The 22,055-nt window shown below is 59.8% G+C and carries 14 protein-coding genes; 8 read left to right on the top strand and 6 right to left on the bottom strand.

Annotated features, from left to right (window positions below; all coding sequences use genetic code 11):
* Positions 1 to 4: 4 nt before the first annotated feature.
* Positions 5 to 985 carry an NAD(+) synthase gene (gene nadE / locus NKH22_RS09390; RefSeq protein ID WP_352909591.1) on the bottom strand — a complete coding sequence of 327 codons (981 nt, stop codon included), beginning with the start codon at positions 983 to 985 and terminating at the stop codon, positions 5 to 7.
* Positions 982 to 3,732 (bottom strand): AMP-binding protein, encoded by a 2,751-nt coding sequence (locus tag NKH22_RS09385; RefSeq protein ID WP_502908567.1) that lies wholly within the window; start codon positions 3,730 to 3,732, stop codon positions 982 to 984. The genes nadE and NKH22_RS09385 overlap by 4 nt, the downstream gene beginning before the upstream one ends.
* A gap of 338 nt (positions 3,733 to 4,070) precedes the next feature.
* On the opposite strand from NKH22_RS09385, the gene NKH22_RS09380 reads away from it, so the two are divergent.
* Entirely contained in the window at positions 4,071 to 4,817 is a 747-nt protein-coding gene (locus NKH22_RS09380) for an AAA family ATPase (protein WP_352909434.1), read from the top strand.
* Positions 4,818 to 4,877: 60 nt separating this feature from the next.
* Here NKH22_RS09380 and NKH22_RS09375 read toward each other — a convergent pair whose 3' ends face one another.
* Together NKH22_RS09375 and NKH22_RS09370 are read right to left on the bottom strand one after the other, a co-directional pair.
* Positions 4,878 to 5,090 carry a DUF768 domain-containing protein gene (locus tag NKH22_RS09375; protein WP_023670889.1) on the bottom strand — a complete coding sequence of 71 codons (213 nt, stop codon included), beginning with the start codon at positions 5,088 to 5,090 and terminating at the stop codon, positions 4,878 to 4,880.
* Between the two features lie 89 nt (positions 5,091 to 5,179).
* Positions 5,180 to 6,658 (bottom strand): M10 family metallopeptidase C-terminal domain-containing protein, encoded by a 1,479-nt coding sequence (locus NKH22_RS09370; protein ID WP_352909433.1) that lies wholly within the window; start codon positions 6,656 to 6,658, stop codon positions 5,180 to 5,182.
* 1,002 nt (positions 6,659 to 7,660) lie between these two features.
* Between NKH22_RS09370 and NKH22_RS09365 the strand changes: the two genes are divergently transcribed.
* From NKH22_RS09365 to NKH22_RS09340, 6 genes are all read left to right on the top strand, one after another.
* Entirely contained in the window at positions 7,661 to 8,887 is a 1,227-nt protein-coding gene (locus tag NKH22_RS09365; protein ID WP_352909432.1) for a glycosyltransferase family 4 protein, read from the top strand.
* A complete protein-coding gene (locus NKH22_RS09360) occupies positions 8,884 to 10,143 on the top strand; it encodes an O-antigen ligase family protein (RefSeq protein ID WP_352909430.1) in 1,260 nt (419 codons plus the stop codon). Before NKH22_RS09365 ends, NKH22_RS09360 begins: the two co-directional genes overlap by 4 nt.
* A 1-nt stretch (position 10,144) precedes the next feature.
* Positions 10,145 to 12,142: an asparagine synthase (glutamine-hydrolyzing) gene (gene asnB, locus NKH22_RS09355; protein WP_352909428.1), complete on the top strand. Its 1,998-nt coding sequence runs from the start codon at positions 10,145 to 10,147 to the stop codon at positions 12,140 to 12,142.
* A gap of 1 nt (position 12,143) precedes the next feature.
* A complete protein-coding gene (locus tag NKH22_RS09350) occupies positions 12,144 to 14,345 on the top strand; it encodes a GumC family protein (RefSeq protein WP_352909426.1) in 2,202 nt (733 codons plus the stop codon).
* A 69-nt stretch (positions 14,346 to 14,414) separates the two neighbouring features.
* On the top strand, positions 14,415 to 16,583 hold the full coding sequence (locus tag NKH22_RS09345; RefSeq protein WP_352909425.1) for a polysaccharide biosynthesis C-terminal domain-containing protein: 2,169 nt from the start codon (positions 14,415 to 14,417) through the stop codon (positions 16,581 to 16,583).
* A 221-nt stretch (positions 16,584 to 16,804) separates the two neighbouring features.
* Entirely contained in the window at positions 16,805 to 18,010 is a 1,206-nt protein-coding gene (locus NKH22_RS09340) for an acyltransferase family protein (RefSeq protein WP_081731308.1), read from the top strand.
* Positions 18,011 to 18,059: 49 nt separating this feature from the next.
* On the opposite strand, the gene NKH22_RS09335 is transcribed toward NKH22_RS09340, so the two are convergent.
* Positions 18,060 to 19,196, bottom strand: a complete 1,137-nt coding sequence (locus NKH22_RS09335; protein WP_081731307.1) for an NAD-dependent epimerase/dehydratase family protein — start codon at positions 19,194 to 19,196, stop codon at positions 18,060 to 18,062.
* Positions 19,197 to 19,355: 159 nt separating this feature from the next.
* The gene (locus NKH22_RS09330) at positions 19,356 to 20,033 is read right to left on the bottom strand and encodes a helix-turn-helix transcriptional regulator (RefSeq protein ID WP_023689781.1); all 678 of its coding nucleotides are present in this window, start codon (positions 20,031 to 20,033) and stop codon (positions 19,356 to 19,358) included.
* A gap of 254 nt (positions 20,034 to 20,287) precedes the next feature.
* On the opposite strand from NKH22_RS09330, the gene NKH22_RS09325 reads away from it, so the two are divergent.
* Positions 20,288 to 22,006, top strand: a complete 1,719-nt coding sequence (locus tag NKH22_RS09325; RefSeq protein ID WP_023689782.1) for a sensor histidine kinase — start codon at positions 20,288 to 20,290, stop codon at positions 22,004 to 22,006.
* The last annotated feature ends 49 nt before the right edge of the window (positions 22,007 to 22,055 follow it).

The following is a 22,055-nucleotide window of genomic DNA, read 5'->3' as shown; positions in this document are numbered from 1 at the left end:
TCGGTCAATCTCCGCCTTCGGCGGACAGCAAAGACCGCGCGTGAAGATAGTGGGCCGCCCTTCGTTTCGCTTCGATGTCCTTGAACACTTTCTGAAGCTGGGGCTCGGTGAGGCCAGCAACCGCCGCGAGCTCATTGCTGGCGACCCCGTGGTTCAGGCCGTAGAGGCATAGATCCATCAGGTGATAGGGCAGCGCGAAATAGAATTCTTCCTGGCTTTGGGCCATGGAAAAAGTGTCGGTGGTCGGTGGCCGCCGCCGGATTTCATCATCCACCTCGAGATATTCCGCGAGTTGATAAACCTGGGTTTTGTAAAGGTGAACGATCGGCATCACGTCGGCGGCTCCGTCGCCCTGCTTGACGAAAAAGCCCTGGTCGTACTCGAGGCGATTTGGAGTGCCGACAACCGCGTATTTGAGGCGGTCGGCGTGATAGTATTCCGTCATCTTACGCAGGCGCTGCTTGTAGTTTGTCGCAGCAACGATCTGCAGATAGGCAGCTGGCGGCAGACGCACGGTATCTACTTTACCCTGCGGATCCTGGACCGTGAGGCGGGTTATATTGAGCCCGCTGCTCTCCAGAACCGACGCGATCACCAGCTTGCATTTCCACCCTTCCCCATAGTCGGGAACGACGGTCTGGATCGCATCGATCTGCCGGCGGTAGGCCCCAATGGCCTCCAGTGCCGGTGCTATGTCCTCAAGGACGCTTTCAATGCCAAGCTGTGCCGCGACGCGGCGGCCAAGTCTCAGGGAGTCGCCGGAAGAATCCCGCTCCGGCATGAACAGTCCCAGGACCTTGTCTTTCCCGAACGCGCGCATGCACAAGGTCGCGACGACGGAGCTGTCGATACCGCCGGAAAGACCGACAACCACGCCGCGACGATGCAGGGTGCCGAGAACCTGAGTGCGCAAGGTGCCAACGATGCGATCGACCTCCGCGCGGGCATCGAGCGTCAGCATGTCCTTGCTGAATTCCGGAATTATGTCGATGACAAGTCCTCCCTTTTGCGAGATTCGGCGGGGGAATAGGTCTGCACGATGGCCGTCTCGATAAGCGGACGGTTGGTGGCAAGGTTTGGTTCGACGACAAGGTCGATGTGGCTGCCCGTGATCGAAATGACGTCCAGGTGTGCCAAGACGCTGTCCCAGCCCAAGGCCCGCGGCATTCCCTCCCTGCGACATCGGAACAAGGTACCGGAGAGGGGCAGAGCCGGTTTCGGTGCCTCAAGCCACTGGAAGAATGACTTCGCCCTTAAAACCTCCTGCAGTTCCAGTTTGGTCCTGAAGATCGTCGGGTTGAACTCTCCATTGGCAAATCTGTCCAGAATCCTGGCCAGACGCGCTTCGCCGCCCACGGCGACGGTGATCTTCGCAAGGGCTCTGCAAGCCATCCGGTGCGCGGATATGCGGTTGGTGCGAATACGATAGAACGTACGGGTAAGAGTCTCCCAATGGTTGCTCGGCTCGTCCAGAAGGCTCGTGTCGAGGATGCCCAGGAACCGCACCGTTCGCCCGGCCTTCATGAGCCGTGCGGCAACCTCGAATGCAACCGCGCCACCCAGAGAATGGCCGAGAAGTCGCACGGGGCCCGCAGGTTGGATGCGGCTTATCTGCTCGAGTGCGGCGCCAGCCATGGCGCTGAGGGTGTTGTGTCCGTCCAGTATCGCCGCAAGGCTCGGATATCGGATCGGGTTTACACGGGCGACTTTTCCCATGGCGGCTGCGAACGCAGCCAGGCTCGGACCATAGCCGACGGACCCTGGAAACAGGAAAAGAACCGGGGGGTGGTGCTTCTTTTCGCGCCCTTCGCCTAACCGTGCAGAGACGACCGCCTCAACCATCTCGTCCAAGCTCATGCCGACGGTGAATGCCTCGAGGCCCAGCTCTTGCCCGATGGCGTTTTCGACCGCCATGACGCAGTGCAGCAGCTGCAGCGAATCTCCTCCAGCATCATCCCAGTTTCCCGTGGCAGTGCCTGTGTTGAGAACCTGCGTCCACGCGTGCTGCACTATTTGACGCGTGTCCTTTGCTCCTCCGGCGGGCGGAGCATCGAGAGTGGACGACCGGGCGGCTCGCGCCCTCCTTCCGTGCGAACGATCTATCTCGGCCAGTGTTGCCAAATCGACCTTACCTCCCGACAGGCGTGGGATTGCGTCAACGGTGTGCAATCGCAAGGGACGCAATGGTGCCGGCAAGGTCATTCTGAGGAGCCTGCGAAGGTCGTCTGCAAAAGCGCCGCCTGCGAAGCGCTGGGGAACCGCGAAGGCGATGAGTTCCTGCGCGGCAGTTACCATCACCACGGCATCCGCCACCGAAGGCGCGCAACGCAAGACCCGTTCGAGTTCGGCGGGCTCGATGCGTCGACCATTGATCTTGATCTGGCGCCCTTTGCGGCCGACGATCCTCAAGATGCCATCATCGTCGAGCCGAACGAGGTCCCCGGTCGAAAAAAGCCGAGCCTCGGGATCGTCGGGGTCCGGCTGCGCGGGAACGACCACACCGTTCTCCCAATGACCAAGCAGGACATAGCGGCTTTTGATAAGAAGCTCTCCACTTTCGCCTGGCCCTACATTGCGCTCCGCTTCGTCGACGATAGCGAATGTCATACCAGGGAGCAGCCTGCCGACGGGAACCGACGCGTCTTGCTCGGGCCAGTCAGGCGGCAAGAACCATTGCGAACCGATGGTTTCAGTCGATGAGTAGCCGATCTGGATCAGACACTGGTCCGAAACGGCTTTGCGCAGCAAAGCGATGTCCGTCCATGACACTTTCTCCCCACCGATCCGCGCCACTCTGAGCGGCCAGGAAGCGTCGGCGGGCGCCTCAGCCAGGAGGGCTCGAAGCAGTGCCGGCACAAGATAGGCGATCGTCACACCTTCGGACTGCAATCGAGCGCGCGTAGCGCGCAGGCCGACAGCCTCCACCTCGAGAAGATGCAACGTGGCGCCCGTCAGCAGCGCCGCAAAGATCTCCCGGCAACCGGCGATCGTGGCTGGCCCGGTCAGCGGCAGGAAAACGTCATCCGCGCTGATATGGCACGCATCGACATATTGCCGGACCCGCCATAGCAGGCTGCGTTGGCTGTTGACGATTCCCTTGGGGCGCCCGGTGCTGCCCGAAGTGTAAAGCACCAATGCGGGCGCATCGACCGAAACCATAGGGGGCTTATGCTGCTGTTCTGGGTGTTGATCGTTGGACGCCACGGCGGCCGCAATTTCGATCCAGATGATCTCCTGGGCCAATTCGACCGGGCGAACATCTTCGGCGCCTATAATCGCGCCGAGCCCCGCGGCACTGACTATATCGAAAATGCGAGAGGCGGGATCTCTTGTGTTGAGCGGAACCGAAGGCCGTCCCGCCGCCATGGTCGCCAACATCGCCACAGGATACCAAGCGGAGTTTGCTTGCAGGATGCCGATGGCCTGCCCTTCGGGGACGACGGCAGCGATATGAGTTGCCAGCGTCTCGACCGCACGGAAAAGCTCAGAAAAAGTCAGGCGGTTCGCGCCGTCGCTGATTGCGAGCTTGTCAGGATGCCGCCTGGCGACATCTCCAAGGTGGTCGAAGATTGGAATGTCTGCAAATTTGGCACCCATCTGTCGGTAACGGCGCCAGACTGGCCCCCCTTGGTCAAGGTCATATTCGGGAACGACTGACCACCTTCGGGTGGGTCGCAGATCCACCTGTAGGTTTTGATTTGCCACTTCCGAATGCAAACACACTGAGGACATTCAGGGCCCCGCCAAGCTGTCGGTCGAACATCGCTCGCCGCGGAGATCTTTTCATCAATCATTCGGATGATGCCTCGATCTTGCCTAGCCAGCGCTTCCCGAGCGTCCTTCAGAAGTTTTGCCATTTGTGTCCAGCACCGGTCGTTTTTCCTTGCAAGCTCCGTGGAGCGCAAGACGGCTTGCCCAGGCGAACGGATGCGATCGGCATCTCCGCTAGAATCCGGGCTCGGTAGATTCACTGACTGGAACAATCATTCAAATGAACGTTGGTGTGATCTGAAATCCGGCTAAGCTTGATCCGTAGGGGAATGACTGCTCGTTCGGAGACGCTTGAGCATATGATCATCGAGTTGTTTGGGCCGCCTGGCGCGGGTAAAACCACGCTGCTTCGCGGCCTCTGCCAAGGGCTGGCGAGACACGGCATCAATGTGAAGACAGTAAATGGGTATCGCCTGATTGAACCTGGATCGGCTCAGGATGACGCTCCGGAAATCCGCCATGGCATAGGAAGAATTGGCAAAAAGATTGCCACATCCGGTCCTATCTTGCTGTCGACCTTGCCAAAGGACAGTGTCGCGGCCCGGCTTCTGGCATCGATCCCTCTTCGAAGCCGCGTGTGGTCATGGCGAATGAAGGTCGACATCGCCCAACTGTGCCAGTCCTGGCGCCAAGCGCGGGAGTCGCCCGGTTGCTTCATCTTCGAAGAGGGCATGATTCAGGCTTTGTGTGCGCTGGGTGTGCTGGCTAGAACTCCAAGCCTCGACGCGGTCCGCGAGTGCCTGGCGTTTCTGCCGCGGCCGGATCTCGTTGTGCAACTCGACGCGCCCCAGGAAACGTTACGCCGCCGTCTTGTGGATAGGCATGCGCAGCAACCGCTCCTCGAGGTTATGCTGTTCGAACTTGGCGTGGACAAAGGATTAAGGCAGGCCGAAATCTCAAGAGAGGTCGGCGAGTGCCTGCGCCAGGACCGATGGCCGTTGATACAAGTCAATGGTGCTGAACCTCACGACGTGGACGGGGTCGTCGCGCGCGTTCTGGGAGAGCATGTTGGTCATGCTACCCCCAGGCTGGCCCATGAACTATGATCCATGACACATTTATGCATTTGGCGCCAAGCCGGGCAGCATCTGCCGCCAAGCGCGCAATCATGTCGAATCGTGCTGATCGAGCACTTCGAGCATGGTCGTCAACATGCTTCCGACTTCCTCAGAAATTTCCTCGGGGCGGATTCCCGCTCTGATGGCATCCGCCGTTGCTTGGTCCGCAAGTTTCGCCGCAAGAGCCGGATCGGCCTTGGTGTAGAGTGGGATCTTATCCTCTACCCATTTCTGCAGGAATTCGATGCCGCGCGCGCTCATACCAAGTACAAGCTCGGCGGGGCTTCTTGGTTCCGTCAGCCATATTCAAGAACGTCAGACCCATCTTGCTCAGGCTGACGTTCCCACGGTCACGTCACGATGAACGAGGACGCCGTCAGAGCCAGATGTGGCGATAGAGTGGCAAATTGGATCTGATGTGCGCCGCCCGAGCCGTCGCTGTCAAAGGAAAGCGCACCGGTCGTGCTGTTATAGACGATGTGATCGCCGCTGTCGTGCGCGGCCCTGCCGGCGTAGAACGCCGAAGAGGGAAGGGCGCCGGTATGCAGGCCGGCAAACACAGTGTGGTCGAGTTGGATCTTGTCGTGGCCCACTTTGAAATCGGTGACCTTGTCGATATTGCCGACCTTGAGAGCCGAATCGAAGACAAAGACGTCGTTGCCGCCATGTCCCGTCAGAACGTCTCTCCCGCCACCGCCGTTGATAGTGTTGCTCCCGGAATTGCCATCAATGGTTTGGGCGAATTCGTTTCCCGTGAGCTTGATGGCGGCAGTTCCCAATTTGCTGGTGGTCGCAAGATGCTCGACCTGCGAGCCGGCCGACAGCGCGTAGCTGACCGATGCCAGCACGCTGTCGTTGCCGCCGTGCCGCAGTTCCACCACCTTGTCGCCGGCGTTGTTGACATAGTAGGTGTCGTTGTAGCCGCGGCCCATCATCGTGTCCGCGCCAGCGGTGCCGCGAAGCACATCCGCGCTACCCGTGCCGTAGAAAATGTGATCGCCGGTGCTGGTCGGAGGGATACTTGTGGGCGGAGGCACTGTGCTGGTAGGCGGCGGCGTCGGTTCGCTGGCCGAAGGACCGCTTGCGGTGCTCTGGTTGTGTTGAAGGAACAGAGCCTGCAGCGTCGGCGAGCTCTCAAGCGCCGTGTCGCCCTGTTGAGAACCCCAAGCATAGGCATAGTCGAAGGCCGGCGAAGGCGCTACCTTGGCCCAGTGGTCCAACATGGTCTTTTCCTGAGCAACGCTGGGCAGGACATAGCGACCGCCCGTGTCGGTCGTCCAGTCGCCGCCGCCGAAGGTCTGATACACGGGAACGACCTGACTGAGCGGGATGCCCGAGGCGACGGCCGCCGCCACAGTCCTGTCGATCATGTTGTAATCAATCGTGCTTGTTCCGGTCCGTACCGGGTAGGGATCCAAGCCGTAATAGTCGATATGCGTGTTGGCAGGATTGAATGTGTTTGAAAAGTCGGGGTTAGCGGAAGACCCCATGTTCATCATGGTTATGAAGGTCTTGGCGCCGGGCAGGTGGCTGTGGATCCAGTCTGACTCCGCCTTCAGATCAGCGGCGGTGGCATAAGTTCCCCATTTGCCGGTCGGGTCCGGCTCATCGACCAGGAAGAAGCCAAACACTTTCGGATTGCCGATGAAGGGCGTGACCTTCTGGATAAAGGAGGAGGTTGCACCATCTGCTTCATTGAGCCACACCAGGCCTTTCTGGCCGGCCGGCAAGGCGTTGAGCTGGTCCAAGGAAGATACATCAACAAGATTGAATCCGGCTTTCGCGACCTCGGAGGCCGACCCGCCCGAGGCGTAATGGAGTGTTGTCATTGACATACCCTTCGTCCGATTCGGTAGGCGCCCCACACCTGCCTAGGGAAAGGAACCATTAGCGACAAATCAAATACCGGCGCCCCTTGATAGAATCTTTGATCAGCGTCCGAAAAACACAACAGCCTCGATGCTACGCTTGCCTCAGAGGTATGTAGATGATCCAAGTATGGGGTGCTCAAGCCTGCAACGAAAGCATTGCAGCGACGTCTGCCGGAGCGCCTTGTGCGTTTGCAGTGGCGGTAATCGGCCAATGCGCGCTTCGGTTGAGCCACCGCCCAAATGCGCGCTCCCGCAGGATTTCTTCGAGCTCGGACCGCAAAGGAATCGCGTCCTGGCGAAGCCCTCCCATTGCAGCCGCTCAATGCTCTTCGTGAAAAGCCTCGGCGCCAAAATGAGCAAGGCAGTACTCCACAAGGTCATGCGAGGCGCGCGCCGCTGGCAATTGCGGAGAGGCACTGAACTGGATCCCACCGGGTTCAACGGAAAGGCGGGCGTGCCGGTCCGAATGACGGCGAGCATGGCAACGCGGTCGCCCATCCGCGGGAAGAGGCGGCTGGTGGTCCGACCATATCCAGAGACCGGGTGAAAGCCTGTTCCAGACGAAGCGCTCGGGAGAACTGGCGGTGCGAGTCATCACACCATCTGGGCGCGATGTTGATCCGGCGTGAGAAGGCGGGCGGAAGTTGCTTTGAACGCGGCGCGCGGACCTTTCGAACACAGCCCTTTTTTATATCCGGCCCGCCGTGTCGTACGCGAAGGTGCCGTCATTGCACCGTCAGACCGGATGAATCCAACTCACTGACCGAGGTGACAGCGATTGTGGCTGCATTGCCGCATCGTTGATCAGCTTGCTTCATGCAAACAGACGAGGACAGCACGAAAGCCTGCTCCTAGCGTGGGACTGGCTGTTGTGTGTTCAGGGGCGATGAAACCGGCCATGGAAACCGCGGATAGGATCAGCTGTTTTACGCGATTGGTATCGCATCCAGGAGCGACAGGATGAGTCCGCATCTGGTTTGCGTTGGAGGCGAGGATCATAGACTAAGAATCCCGTTTCTTTTGGCGCTTCGCGAAAGGGGTTTTCAAGTCACTGCCGTTTCGAGTGATCTCGGAGCCGCCTTTTCACCCCATGGCATTGCCCATCGCCGATTCGGGTTCGACCGCTTTGGCAGCGGCGGTGCAGAATGGGGTGCTGTCAGCGCGATCCGTGAACTGATGTCCGAACTGCGTCCGGACATCATTCAAAGTTTCGACACCAAGCCCAATCTCCTAACTCCACTGGCGGTGCGCGGGCACGTTCCCGTCGTTCGCACCATCAACGGGCTTGGTTGGACATTCTCGTCGCGGGAGCCGCGGGCCCTGGCATTGCGTCCTTTCTTTTGCGGCCTTCAGGGGGTGGCGTCTCGTTGGACAGCCATGACCGTCTTCCAGAATAGTGATGATCAGGCCTTCTTCGAGCGCTACCGGCTGGTGGCTCGCGGCAAAGGGCGACTGATCCGGAGTTCTGGCATCGACCCCGATGCATTCTCGATGGCAAGGTATCGTGGTCCTTCGGCTGCCACGATGCGCGAGGTACTTGGCCTACAATCGGCCCAGGTCATAATATTTGTCGGTCGGCTCACGCGGCAGAAGGGGATTCCAACCCTCATCGAGGCGGTTCCTCGCGTTATCCGCGAGAGGCCCAACGCGCGTTTCGTACTTGTCGGCCCGCAAGACTCCGAAGGTCCGTTTGCCGTCAGCAGAGCCGATATCGAGCGCCATGTTCCCCACGTTGTCGCATTGGGGCCAAGGCGCGACATTCCAGCCCTCCTTGGCATGGCGGATATCTTTGCGTTTCCGACGCAATATCGCGAGGGAATTCCGCGTGTCCTGCTGGAGGCGGGATTGTCCGGATTGCCGATCGTCGCCTCGAATATGCCGGGCTGCAACGATGTGGTTGAGGATGGTTGGAACGGTTATCTCGTGGCGCCGCGCGATGCGGATGGCTTGGCCTCCCGGATAGTCGATCTTCTTTCCGACCCCGCCCGTGGCAAGACGATGGGCAGCCGTTCCGTCGGATTCGTGCGGGAGCGGTTCTCGCTGTCGTGGGTGATCGACCAGTATTGCGACCTGTATAAGACAATCCTGGGTGGCAGATATCGCAGCAGGCTTGTTCAAGCTGCGCAGGCGAATCCGAGGGAAGAGGCGGTGCCAAGCCCCCATCGACTGGGTGAGGCGCGGCAATGATGCGTGATGCGCTTCTGGCCTTCGGCGTCGCGATGTCCTACGCGGCGCAACTCAGCATCCCAGGGCTGCCCTTCGGCTACAGCGAACTGTGCCTCACGCTCTGGATAATGCTGTCGATGACGCGAATCCTTGCTGGCGGCCAACTGGAGGTTACGCCGGCCCTGGCCAAGCTTGGGCTTTTCTGGCTGATCCTGGCGCTTGCCATGGGCGTGGGTTACATCATCGGTTTTCTGACAACCACGTTGTTCCTGGATCCGTTGTTGCACGACACGCTGGCCTATGTGCTGTTGGCGTGCGTCACCTGTCTGGCCGCTGCGGAGCCCAACGCGTCTTTCCGTTTGCGTCGTATCGCCTGGTGGATGGTTGCTATCGCGAATGCGGGCTTCATCATTCAGGTAGGACTTGGCTTCGGCTGGCTCCATCAGGCTGGGGTCGAGCCCTGGTACTGGGACCGCTTCTGCGGATGGTCCGACAATCCGAACCAGCTTGCGCTCTACTGCGCCCTGCTCGGTCCACTGGCCTTGCATCTTGCCACAACCACCAGCAATAAATGGGGAAGATGCCTTGCCCTATGCAGCCTCATATTCACCATTTACGTCGGAAGGCTGACAAAAAGCGATACCTACCTTTATACCACGGCCCTGGCTTGTCTGATCCTTCTCGGGCTGCGGGTCCGGGCCTGGCTGACGAGCGACGGCAATAAGGCGAGCCTTTCAAGGCAGCTTGCCGTCCTGATGGCCGTTGGCTTCCTGCCGCTGGCCCTGTCTATAGCGCCCTATGCCCTCAGCGAGGCCTCCAGCGCCGAAGACTTCGCCAAGAGCCTGACCAAAGACAAGGGCGGGGAAGCGACTGCCCAAACCGCGGCGCTTCGCCTCTATCTCTGGAATGCAGCCTTGGAGAAGGGGGCACGATCGGGATCGCTTGGACTGGGTCCGGGCCCGCACCTAGATAGTCCCCCCGTGGTCAATCAACAGTTTTTGCCGCGGCCCTTCGAGGCGCACAGCACCATCCTGGATCTCTACACTCAGGGCGGCCTGATTTCGGTTCTAGCCCTGATGTGGATCTTCGGCTCAGCTGCGTTGTCCGCCTGGCGGGCGAAGCTGGATGCTCTGGTGGCGCTCGTGGCATCGATCGCCGCCTTCAGTGCTCCGCATTTGGTCATCCGCCATCCGATCGTGTGGTTCTGTCTGACCCTCTGCCTTGTCGCTGGGACGTCGGAAGCGATCCCCGCGATTGTTCGCCAGAGGAGATGCTAGAATGTGTGGGATCGCCGGAATTTTGTTGGCGCCCGATGCAGCCAACGCAAGTGCGCTCAGGGCCATCGGGCCGATGGCGACGGCGCTTCGTCATCGCGGACCTGACGGTGAGGCCTTCTGGGTGAGCCGTGAAGGGGGGGTAGCCTTCGGCCACCGGCGACTGGCCATCGTCGACCTGTCCGAAGCGGGTCGCCAGCCAATGCTCTCCGCGAGCGGTCGGTATGTCATCACCTTCAATGGCGAGATATACAATTTTCGCGATCTGCGCCGTGAACTGGAAGGGGCGGGCCATCATTTCCGCGGCGCCAGCGACACGGAGGTCATGCTGTGCGCGATCGAAAGCTGGGGCCTTGATGCGGCCCTCGCGCGCTTCGCTGGCATGTTTGCTTTCGGGCTGTGGGACCTGAAGAACCGAACGCTTCAGCTTGCCCGCGACCGAATGGGCAAGAAGCCACTCTACGTCGCCTTAACACGTGACGCGCTCGTCTTCGCCTCGGAGTTGAAGGCGATCACTTGCTTCCCAGGCTTCACCCCGGAACTCGATGTCGATGCGGCGACGACGATGGTTTCCAACGGCTGGGTGCCGGATGACCGTTGCATTTGGCAGGGCGTGTTCAAGCTGCCGCCTGGATCAGTCCTGTCGGTCACTGCGGCGCAATTCGCCGACGCCCGAGGCACCGGTTCGCTTGCGCATCGCATTCACCCTTGGTGGTCGCTGGCCGATGTCGCCGGCAAGGGACAGCGCGATCCGATAGCCGCCAGCGACGAGGACCTCGCGACCGAGCTCGACAGTCTGCTCCGCCTGGCCGTCAAGCAACGAATGATTGCAGATGTGCCGCTGGGCGCCTTTCTGTCGGGCGGAATCGACAGCTCGACTGTCGTCGCCCTGATGCAGGCACAGTCCCGAAACCCCGTTCGTACGTTCACCATAGCGTTCGGCGAAGGTGGGTTTGATGAAGCTCCCCATGCGGCCGCGGTTGCTCGCCATCTGGGCACCGATCATACGGAACTTCATCTCTCGCCGGCCGCTGCGCTTGAGGTCGTTCCGGAGCTGCCCCGGATTTGGGACGAGCCGTTTGCCGATGAATCGCAGATACCGACGCTGCTGGTGTCGCGCCTCGCGCGGCAACACGTAACCGTGGCGCTTTCAGGCGATGGTGGCGACGAGTGCTTCGCAGGCTATTCTCGACACTTCCTGGCAACCCGCCTCACAAAGCAGCATGAGCTGCCATTGTCATTTCGCCGGCTGTTGGCATCGGGGGCTGGGTTGCTGGCCCAGGCCTCTCAGAAAGATATCTTCGGCAATCTGCCGCTTTCGGCGAATATGCGGCATGGCTTGCGCGGTGACCGCCTGGCTCGCCTTGCCCGCCTGCTCGCGGCGCGAGATGAGGACGAACTCTTTCTGCAACTGACAAAATCTTCAGCCAATGACCTTGTTGATAGCAAGCCGCCGACAGCAGCTACCGACACGACAAAGCTCGACGGCCTGCTCTCGCGTCTCCTATTCGCCGACATGCAAGGCTATCTACCGGGCGACATTTTGGTGAAGCTCGATCGAGCCACCATGGCCAACAGCCTCGAGGGGCGATGCCCGATCCTGGACCATCGCGTCGTTGAATTCGCCTGGCGCTTGCCAGCCCGTGCCAAAGTCCGAAACGGGAAGGGCAAATGGTTGCTTCGCCGACTGCTTGATCGTTATGTACCACGCCGACTGGTCGACCGGCCCAAGCAAGGTTTCGACGTTCCGGTCGGGACTTGGTTGAAAGGGCCCTTGCGCGGCTGGGCAACCGATATCATTGCCACGATCGGCCGGTCCGGGGACGGGGTCATCGACCATGAGAAGGTCGACGCATGCTGGCGCAATCATCTGCATGGAAGCCAAGATAATTTCCGCGACCTGTGGCCGGTGCTCATGTTTCAGGCGTGGCGCAACGAAGCCATGCGGCCATCGACGGTCGCCACGCACCCTTCTTACCATATCGAACTGACAGGGGATTGAGATGGAAGGTTCCATAGCCAACCGCGCCCGGCGTCCGCGCGCCAAGCAGATGGAAGTTGGGACACTTGAAACCAATCTGCGCTTGATGCGGCCGCCACGCGAGCCAACGCAATCGTCACCCTTCCACCAGCTCGTCATCATCCTGACGACGCGAAAATGGTTCTTGCTTGCCATGGCCCTTCTGGGCGGCATCCTGGCCGGACTGGCAGGCTTCACCCGCCCGGTGCTGTTCGAGGCAACGACCCAGGTCATTATCGATGCCCCGAGCAGCAGTGCTTCGGGCGGCGTGGCATCCGCCCAGGACTCGCTGGAATCGAACATCGATGATCATCTGACGATGCTCTCCTCGCAAGGCCACCTGCGTCGGGTCCTGGCAGCACTGCGCAAAGCCCAACCAGTCGACGGTAACGGAAAGACCGTCGTCAATGCCGTCCCGCCCGCGGCTGGCTCGTTCCTCATCGATCTCCTGAGCAGGGCCTGGAGACAGGATAACACGGTGGCGGAAAATCCGGACGCAGCGGACGCGCCCGAGCTGAAGGCGCTACGCAACGGAATGAGGGTCGGACAAGAGCTGCGATCACGCGTCATCACCATCGGCTTCACCGATCCAAGTCCGGCGCGTGCGGCACTTGTCGCGAACACGTTTGCCCAGGTCTACATTCAAGATCTGGTACAAAAAAGCCGGGCATCGGATCAGGTTAATCTGGATTCGATAGTCGCCAGCCTTCCGCAAGTACAAAGGGATCTTGTCGAAGCGACAGATCGGCTGGAGACATACCGGCTCACGCATGGCGCCGTCGATCAGACTGCGGCCAACAACGCAGCCAGTGAGACAGCGGAACTCGGCCGGCAGATATTCCTATCGAAAGCCAGTCTTTCCGCGTCGGAAGCGCGCCTTCGCCGTATTGAGGACCTGCGCAAGGCGGGCGCCCCGGTCACGGCCATCGCTGAAGAAATCGGGTCGCCCGTGTTGACGGACCTGGTGACACGCCAGTCGGGTGCCGCCGCCGACGGCGATCTGCGCAACGCGATCGCCCGCGAAATGGAGCAAAGCGTTGCCCGAATCGCTGCCGAGGCAAATGTCTACCGGTCTCAGGCTACGGCTCTTGAAAGTCGCAAGGCGATGCTCGACGCGGCCGTGGCCGACACGGCGAGCCAACTTTCGGGGCTGCGTTCCCTTGAGCCTAGGGTAGCCATCGTGACGCAGCATTACAACGAACTCCTGAGCCGGCAGCAGGATCTGATACGTCGCATCGCCGCTCCTTCGCCAGGCGTAGCAGTCCTTTCGACCGCCTGGCCGCCGTCGACCCCCGTGACATTGTCGCCGATTTTCCTGATTCCCCCCGGCATGGTCGTCTTTGGTCTCATGGGGGCGGTCATTGTCCTGGTCCGCAACGGTTTCAACCAAACCTTGCGCAGTGAAGCCGAAGCCGAGACCGAGCTTGGGGTCCCGTGCGTAGGACTGCTTCCCAGGGTTGCGGGACTTAATGCCAGAAAGCTGCGGCATCTGGTTCTGAGCCAGCAGAACTTGCCGTTCAGCCGCGCCGTGACTTCGCTGCTCGTCACTGCGGCGCCAACTCAGGGGAAGGGGCAGCCGCCGCATATCATTCTCGTGACGTCCAGCATCCAGGACGATGCCAAGACCGAGTTGGCATGGAGCCTGGCGCTGGCGGCAACGCGGCTGGGAGGAAGAGTGCTTTTCCTCGATCTCGATCGCAAGGATGTACGGCTCACGAACGGGTTTCGTGGTGAATTCAGCACCGACAAGGCCCGGAACTCCTTCGGCGACTATGTGAATGAACGTTGCGTGCTGAAGGATGCAATTACGAGGATGCCGGAAATCGGTATCGACCTCATGGCCGCTCCAGCACCTTCCGATGATCTCCTGACGCTTCTGTCCACCGTCGACAAATGCCAGTTCACCGAGGAGCTGCGTTCGGCCTACGACGTGGTCATCATGAACGGTCCCCTGGGCCTCGGGGGGCCTGAAACCAGGCTGCTCAAGCGCTGGGCCGATTCGGTGCTTTTTGCCGTTCGCTGGGCAAGGACGAGGCGCAGCATTGCCCGTGGTGCTCTGGATGCAATAGGGGCCGGCGGATCCGCCACCGTTCCAGTAGGGAGTGTGCTCACCCGGGTGAACCTGAAGAGGCTAGCCGGCTCCAGGCTCGGAGACAACGCCGATCTTCTGTTGGAGAGGGTTTGAAGATGCGTGTGCGATCTTCAACAGAAGCTCCAGGGAGCGATCGCGCCCCTAAATCGAGCCAGCTACACGATGATCATTGAATTTTTCGGACCTCCAGGATCCGGCAAAACAACCTTCGCACATGCGCTTGCGCAGCAGCTGCGCGGGAAAGGCTATCACGCCAAGGTCGCTCTCAGCTACAAGCCAAGCACCAAGGCGGCCAAATATGATCTCGGAATCTTTCTGTTCATATCACGGATCGTATCGGCGATATTTTCAACCGCCAGAATACTGCTTTTTTCGGCAGGGCGAGCCGATGATATCTCCAGTTCCTTTGCAATGGTGAGGATGATACCGCCAAGAAACCGAATTTGGCGCGCGCGAATCTGGCGATACATCCTGCACCTTTCGCGTTGCTGGAAGTCTGCTGAGCAATCGCCCGAAATTATAATTTTCGATCAAGGATATGTTCAAGCGATTGGTTCGCTTGCGATGTTTAATGGGAGCACCAACCCCAGAGCGCTGGAAAAGGCGCTCAGCCTCGCACCGGCGGCCGATCTCACCGTCAGGCTCTTGGTGCCAGCTGCGGTCGTGGAAAGTCGCCTTCGTCGGCGGATGGAGCTTGAGCCGCCGGCGGAACGGATTTTCGAGGCCGACTTGAACGTGAACATGCGCTCGTTCGCCGTTTTTGAAGCGATGCATGACCTCCTGACAACATCTGGCCGGGAAATCATCTCCGTCGAAAACACCGATGGTCCATCGACCTTTAAAAGTATTTGTCGGATTGAGAGACAAATACTTTCTGCATTGTCGCGCTTCGATAGGGCGGTCGGCGAAAAGCAAATTGAGTTGCCGGCTCATCGCGCAGATGTAACTGGTTCAGCAACCGCACCGCCGCGCAACAAGGACATGGGCTCGCGGCTCGCTTGGGCAAGCATATTCGCCTTGCTGATCTATATTGGTGGCGCTGGTTTGACCAGTCTTGCCCAGTTGGCAATTGCACGCCTTATCGGACCTCACAACTACGGCATCTATTCCTACGTTCAGGCTTGGACGTCAGTGCTCGCCTATCTGGCAACGCTTGGTTTTAATGTATCATTGTTGCGTTTCCTCCCGGCCTATAGGGCCAGTGGCAGGCTTGATCTGGCCCGCGGCGTGATAAGATTTGCGCTGCAGAGATCGCTGATAGCGGCAACCTTGTTCGGGATGATCGGCGCTGCGTCCGTCCTGTTCCTTTCAGATCCAACGGAAAGAGGGCTTGAGACAAGCATCGTGCTCGGCATGATGGCTGTGCCCTTGGTTACGGCCTATGCTCTCGGAGCCACGCTTGTGCGTGCTTTCGGCGGCGTTGTCTCGGCGTTGTTGCCGGAGCGCATCATGCGAGACGGGCTCCTGCTCGTGTTGGTAGCGCTCCTGGCATTGTCGGGATTTCGAACAGTGGATGCGCCCTCGGTGACGCTGGCGGTGCTTGTGAGTTCCGCTTTCACAGCGGCGCTGGTGTTCATCATCGCGAGGAGGTTTGAACCACCCGGCCTGGGACACGCCAAGCCAAGTTATGCCTCGAGGGAATGGTGGCTTGCCGTCCCCCCGCTCATGCTCATCACTGGGCTCGATGTTTTCGTCAGTCGGGCAGGAGTCCTGGTTTTGGGCTGGACAAGCCATATTGCTGAAGCGGGTATTTTCGCGCTGGCCTTGAATGTCGCGATGCTCGTGGGCCTGTCCCGTATCGCCGTGGCAACCATGTTTTCGCCAACAGCAGCCGATCTCTACGTCAGAGGCGATCGCAGAGGCCTACAACAGCTGTTCGCGCGCGCAACCCTGCTTTCTGCTGGCGGTGCCATCCTGGTGGCCGTCCCAATGATGGTGATAGTCGAGCCGTTCTTGAGCTATTTCGGTGAGGGTTATAGCGCGGGAGCGCCGATCGCACGGGTTCTGATTTTGGGATATGTCTTTGTCGCGCTGTGCGGGCCCCAACAGAATCTCCTGACCATGACTGGAAATGAATGGGCTGCGGCAACGACGATGGTAGCGGGTGCTGTGGCCAATATAATTGCCTGTGCAGCCGGAGTTGCGGTGTACGGCCTGCTTGGCGCTGCGGTGGGTGTGGCACTTGCACTGAGCATCTGGAGCATTGCCATGGCCGTTTATATCCGCAAGCGACTGAAAATCATGCCAGGCTTGGTTTTTGCCTTGCTGTCGATGAGGCCGAGCGCGGTCGATGCCCGTCAATGGCATTGGTTCTTGAGGGCGAGCAAATGAGACCACTGTTTTCGCTACGGTGATCGCCGTCGTTCGGGCAGGAAGTCACGAAGCCCGGATCGCACAAAGGCCATAGGGCTGCGCAAACGCTTCGGCGTATACCTGTTCCGGACACCCGCGTCCCCGCGGGCAGCCGATACTTTGCGGGCGGTGTCCGTCATTTGAAGGATGCATCAGTTTCGGAGGTGCACCACGGTGTGCTCACAATCTGCGGAGCATCCATGGAACAAGCCCGAATGGCGAGCGCCTCGGCGCCTGCAGTGCGCCGTCGCTCGGAGAGATCGACGCCTGTCGAGCGCAGCCAACGCGAAACCCTCACCCAGGTCCAGGTCCTGCGCGCCCTCGCGGCTAGTTCGGTCGCGCTGCGACACGCCCAGCATGATGCGGCCACCCTGGAATTACAGGCCGGCCGCACCTTTCAGAGCTGGAATCCGATACCATGGAGCGCTGGAGTCGATATTTTCTTCGTGATTTCCGGGCTTATCATGGTGCATACGTCGCGACAGCTGTTCGCAAAGCCCGGGGGCGCGCGTCTCTTCATTTCCCGCCGGATCGCGCGAATTGTCCCGCTATATTGGGCGCTCACCTCGCTCTACATTGCGGTAGCGGTGGCCGCCCCAAATCTTCTCAACCAGAGCTACGTCGATTTCAGGTTTGTAGTCGAATCCTACTTATTCGTTCCGGCCAGTCGCCCTGACGGCGTCGTTCAGCCGGTCTACGAGTTGGGTTGGACGCTCAATTATGAGATGCTGTTTTACGTGCTGTTCACGGCGACGATCGTGCTGCCCATGCGGTGGGCAGTTACGGTCCTGCTCGCGATCCTGGTTGGGATGGTGCTCTCGGGCGCCCTTGGGGCTCCTTTGCCTGAGCCCTGGGGTTTCTGGACCAATCCGATCATCCTCGAATTCGCTTTCGGCGCGATGATCGGGGTCATGTGCGCCTCAGGCCTGCGGCCTTCCGGCCCAATCAGGGCCTGTATGGCCGCAACGGGACTGGGTGCCCTGATGCTTGCGGCGGCGTTTCCCGATATCTCGGCCGGCTTTGGTCGCTCTGTCGTGTATGGCATTCCGGCGTCTCTAATTGTTTGGAGTGCTGCCTTGGCACCGCCGGGTAAACTGAGGCATGACAGCGTGGCGGCGAGGTGGGCCGCTGGCGTTGGCGATGCGTCATACGCTCTTTACCTCATGCATCCATTCGTGATCCGCGCCATGCGCATATTGTTCTGGCGTACAGGGTTGATCTTTGTGCTCGGTCCGTGGGCCTTCATCGGTTCGGCCTTGGCGATAACCCTCGGCGTGGCATTTATCACCCATCGTCTGTTCGAGAAGCCGCTCACCCGCTATGCGCGGCGCCTTTTGGGGGTCGGGCACAGTACAGGACGGCAGCTTGGGCCCCTTCCAGTGCCGGCGTATCCCAAGACAGATTGAAGGCGAGCCGCCACCCTGTCACACCAAGGAAATGGCGGCGTTGTGCTCACTATGCCGTTGCCGGAAGGCCAGCTGGTCGCACCTGCCCCACAGGGCGTGCATGGAATTCCCGATACCATTCCACGAAACGTTGCACGCCGTCCTCCAGTGTTGTCGCCGGTGCGAAGCCAACGGCGCGGCGGAGGTCCCTGACATCGGCGCGGGTTTCCAGGACGTCACCTGGTGGTAAAGGTACGTTGACGCGAACGGCGCGGCGACCAAGGGCCGTCTCGATGAGCGCGATCAGATGGTTGATTTCTTCAGGCCGATCATTGCCGATATTGTAGAGCCGATACGGCGCCGAACTGGTGGCAGGATCGGCAGCGCGACCGTCCCAATCGGGATCCTGACACGGTGGTTTGGCGAGCACGCGAACAACCCCCTCTACGATGTCGTCGATATAGGTGAAATCCCGCCATACGCGCCCGGCATTGGCGATTTCGATCGTTCGGCCCTCGGCGATGGCATGGGTGAAAGTATAGACAGCCATGTCGGGCCTGCCCCAGGGACCATAGACGGTGAAGAAGCGCAGTCCGGTTGCGGGCAAGCCGAACAGATGGCTGTAGGAATGCGCCATGCACTCGTTGGCGGCCTTGGTGGCGGCGTAGAAGCTCACCGGATGATTGGCACCATGATGCTCGGAAAAGGGTATGCGTCGATTGGCGCCATATACGGAGCTCGACGAGGCATAAACGAGATGGCTGACGCCGGTGTGTCGGCAGCCCTCCAGAACGTTGAGAAACGCGACTATGTTTGACTCCACATAGGCATGCGGGTCGACGAGCGAATGACGTACCCCGGCCTGGGCGGCCAGATGCACGAAGTGCGATGGCTGGAATTCGCAGAACAGCGCTTTCACCAGCGACCGGTCCGCTAGGTCGAAGCGCATCGGCGTGAACCTCGGCTCGGCGCAGAGCCGTGTAAATCGCGCCTCCTTCAGCTTCAGGTCGTAGTAAGGCGTGAAGTTGTCGACGCCGATGACCTCGGCGCCGAGCCGCAAAAGGCGTGACGCAACATGAAATCCGATGAACCCAGCGGCGCCCGTGACGATGATCGGCCCCGTGTGCGGAAGGTTCGACGCAGCACCATCCTGCAGCCCGTGAACGATATCCGCCAGCTTGTTGACCTTCGAATCTGCTTCGGCCATGGCAAGTCACTCCCGTTTCCAGGTTCCGCGTTCCGCGCTATCTCGGCAGCGCTTGAACGATCGGAAATGGCGCCGCCGGCCTTGTGATCTACGCGACAGCGCGCTCAATGCGGGCCGCCGCTGTCTGAATCAAAGCGGATGCAGACAGCAGTCGATTTCTCATGGCAAAACCGAAATGCGCCCCAAAAGAGCCACTAGTTCCGCCTGACGCCTCGTGTCGGTCTTGGCGAACAGCGAGGCGAGCTGAGAGCGAATAGTCGTGCGACTGAGATGCCAGCTACGGGCGATCTCCAGGGGCGCGTCGCCATGGGCGAGGCGTAGCGCCAACTGCGTTTCCGCGCTGGTCAAACCGAACATCCTTTGCAACGTGCGAGGGTTGGCCGCCGATTTGTTATCCCGGTCCAGCAATGCGACGACGGTTGTCCCGTCCGGTGTAACGACGCCCGTCTCGTTCATGGTCACCGGCCTGTCGCCTCTGCTGTGGATCACTACCCATGAGAGTGAGCCCGGCTGGAGGTGGACCGGAACATTCGCGACCAGCCGCCTCAACCCGGCAGCAAGCTCGACGGCTGTATCAGTTGCTTCGCCCTGGCGTGCGAGGGTGTCCCGAGCGGCAGCGTTCCATTCTATTACTTTCTTGTCTCGGTCCAGGACGAGATAGCCGCAACCCATACGATCAAGCATGCCGGTGATGGATTCCAGGCTGCGTCGTCGAGATCCGCCGACCCTTGCGTCCGGTCGGTCCACAAGGCTTATCGGCCTTTCGTGGCGGGTATCGTTCAATACAATGTATTGCCTGCCTGCAAGCGCATCGTTTCGCGTTTCAATCAGTGTCATCGCTTCCACCCAACCCATTGCTACTGACGCAAATCAAATCTGATGAAGTTGCTGCTTCAACTTGAATTTCCACATACTGCGAGAAATCTGCGAATGGTTTTTCCGCAGCGTCTCTTGGATATATCTTTCTGAAGAGCGCTCCTGACACCATGATTTTATTCGCCGGCAAAGTCATGGCAATCGGGCATTGGGATTAGGTGCCACCCCTTCGGCCTAGTCTCGACGGACTAGACCGAAAGTTGTAGTCTTTGCGCATGGGTTCGGACCTGCGCTGGCTCAAATCGAATGTGTCGAGCACTACGTGGGCTCATCTAGCTTCGCTTTTGGTGTTTGCAGCATCGATAGCATTCGAGGCGATAAGTACGGTATATGGCGGCCAGCCGTTGCCGCTTGTTGCGTTTATCCCCATAACCGTTGTCATCGTGTATCTTGAGGGCCGTTTTGTTGCCATCGCAGCAACGCTTCTGATGGCGGTCGCCGGCTTGTGGATGCGACACCTGTTGGACGGTCACCTCACTGGTCGAGACTGGACCGGGGCCGTCTTCCTTCTGGGTTCGGGTAGCCTGATCGCAACCGTGTTCCACCGCCTGCGACAAGATCTGCACGGCGCGCTCAGGGTGGCAGAAGCGAGGCTCGCTGCCATCGATGCTGCCGCCTTGGGCTTTGCTAATACCAATCGCCATGGCGAACTGCTGCAGTCGAACAGACGGCTTTTGGAGATGACCGGCTACGCGCACAAGGAACTTGCCCAACTGGAGCTGGAGGAACTCATTTTCCCCGACGATCGAGGTACTGTGCGGAAGCTTTTGCAAGATTTGGGCAATGGGACCGCGTCGGCGACGGATATCCGCGTTTTGCGCAAGGATGGCACGGCATTTTGGGCTCACCTGGCCCTGTCTTCGTCGCGGCCGGACGAGGCGCCAAATGAGAGCGTATTCGTGGTGGTTGACGATATTTCCGAGCGACAAGCGGCACGCGAGGCCCTTCGGGCTCAGAAGGAATGGCTCGATCTCGCCGTATCTGCCGGGCGCCTGGGCACATGGCAAATAGACATTGAGGATGGGACAGTCGCCGGCTCCGGCAAGTTCTGGGACATCCTTGGTCTGCCTCCGGCCCCAGTCCGCCGCTTGGAAGAACTCTCGGCCGTAATCCATCCCGTCGACTGGCCGAAGTTGTCCGCCTCGGCAAAGCCTTCATCGGCATTGAACTTTGACGTCGAGATTCGCGTCCGGCAAGTGGATGGTCACACACGCTGGATTGCATTGCGTGGACGGCAGGAAGAGCACGGCGACCGCAAAATGCGCATCGGGGTGGCGGCGGATCTGACCGAACGTCGACAAACAACTTTGCTTCGCGCCGCCGTAAAGAGACGCGAGCGCATAATGCGCGAAGAGCGCCATCGGTTCAGCAATGTGTTTCCAGTGATTAGAGCTCTGGTCAACATGATCGATACTCCCGACAATGATGTTGCCAAATACAAGGAGATGTTGATCGATTGGATTCGAACACTGGAGGCGACCCATCGCATCCTTTCTCGTCATGCCAACCTGTCAGGGATGCTCCATGAACTCGTGGACCGGGAATTGCAGCCCTTCAAGGAGACACGCGACATTACGATCAGTGGACCTTCCCTCACTGTGCCAAGCGGCGCCGCCGAGGGCTTGGCGATGATCCTTCACGAGTTGACGACAAACTCGGTGAAACATGGTGCGCTGGGTGACCCGAATGGCAAGGTCGAAGTTAAGTGGCGATTTGCATCCGAGGACGAAGGCGACGACCTCGTGTTCGATTGGGTGGAATCGGGCCGACGGAAGAGTTCAAAAGTCGTACGCCGCGGGTTCGGGTCACTGATAATCGGTGTGGACAGCACGCCGCTTGTCGGGCATTCCCCGAATATGGAAATAACCGAAGATGGCCTTCGATATTCGCTGCGTGTATCGCGCAAAGAAATTGAGGAATTTGGACTGCAATAGAGCCCCTCCAAGTCGAAGCCGACCAATTAACCGATGGTGTGGGCCCTTT

It is taken from the genome of Mesorhizobium sp. M1252 (assembly GCF_040318265.1).
GTDB lineage: Bacteria > Pseudomonadota > Alphaproteobacteria > Rhizobiales > Rhizobiaceae > Mesorhizobium.
This window is presented reverse-complemented; position numbering and strand designations above follow the sequence as displayed.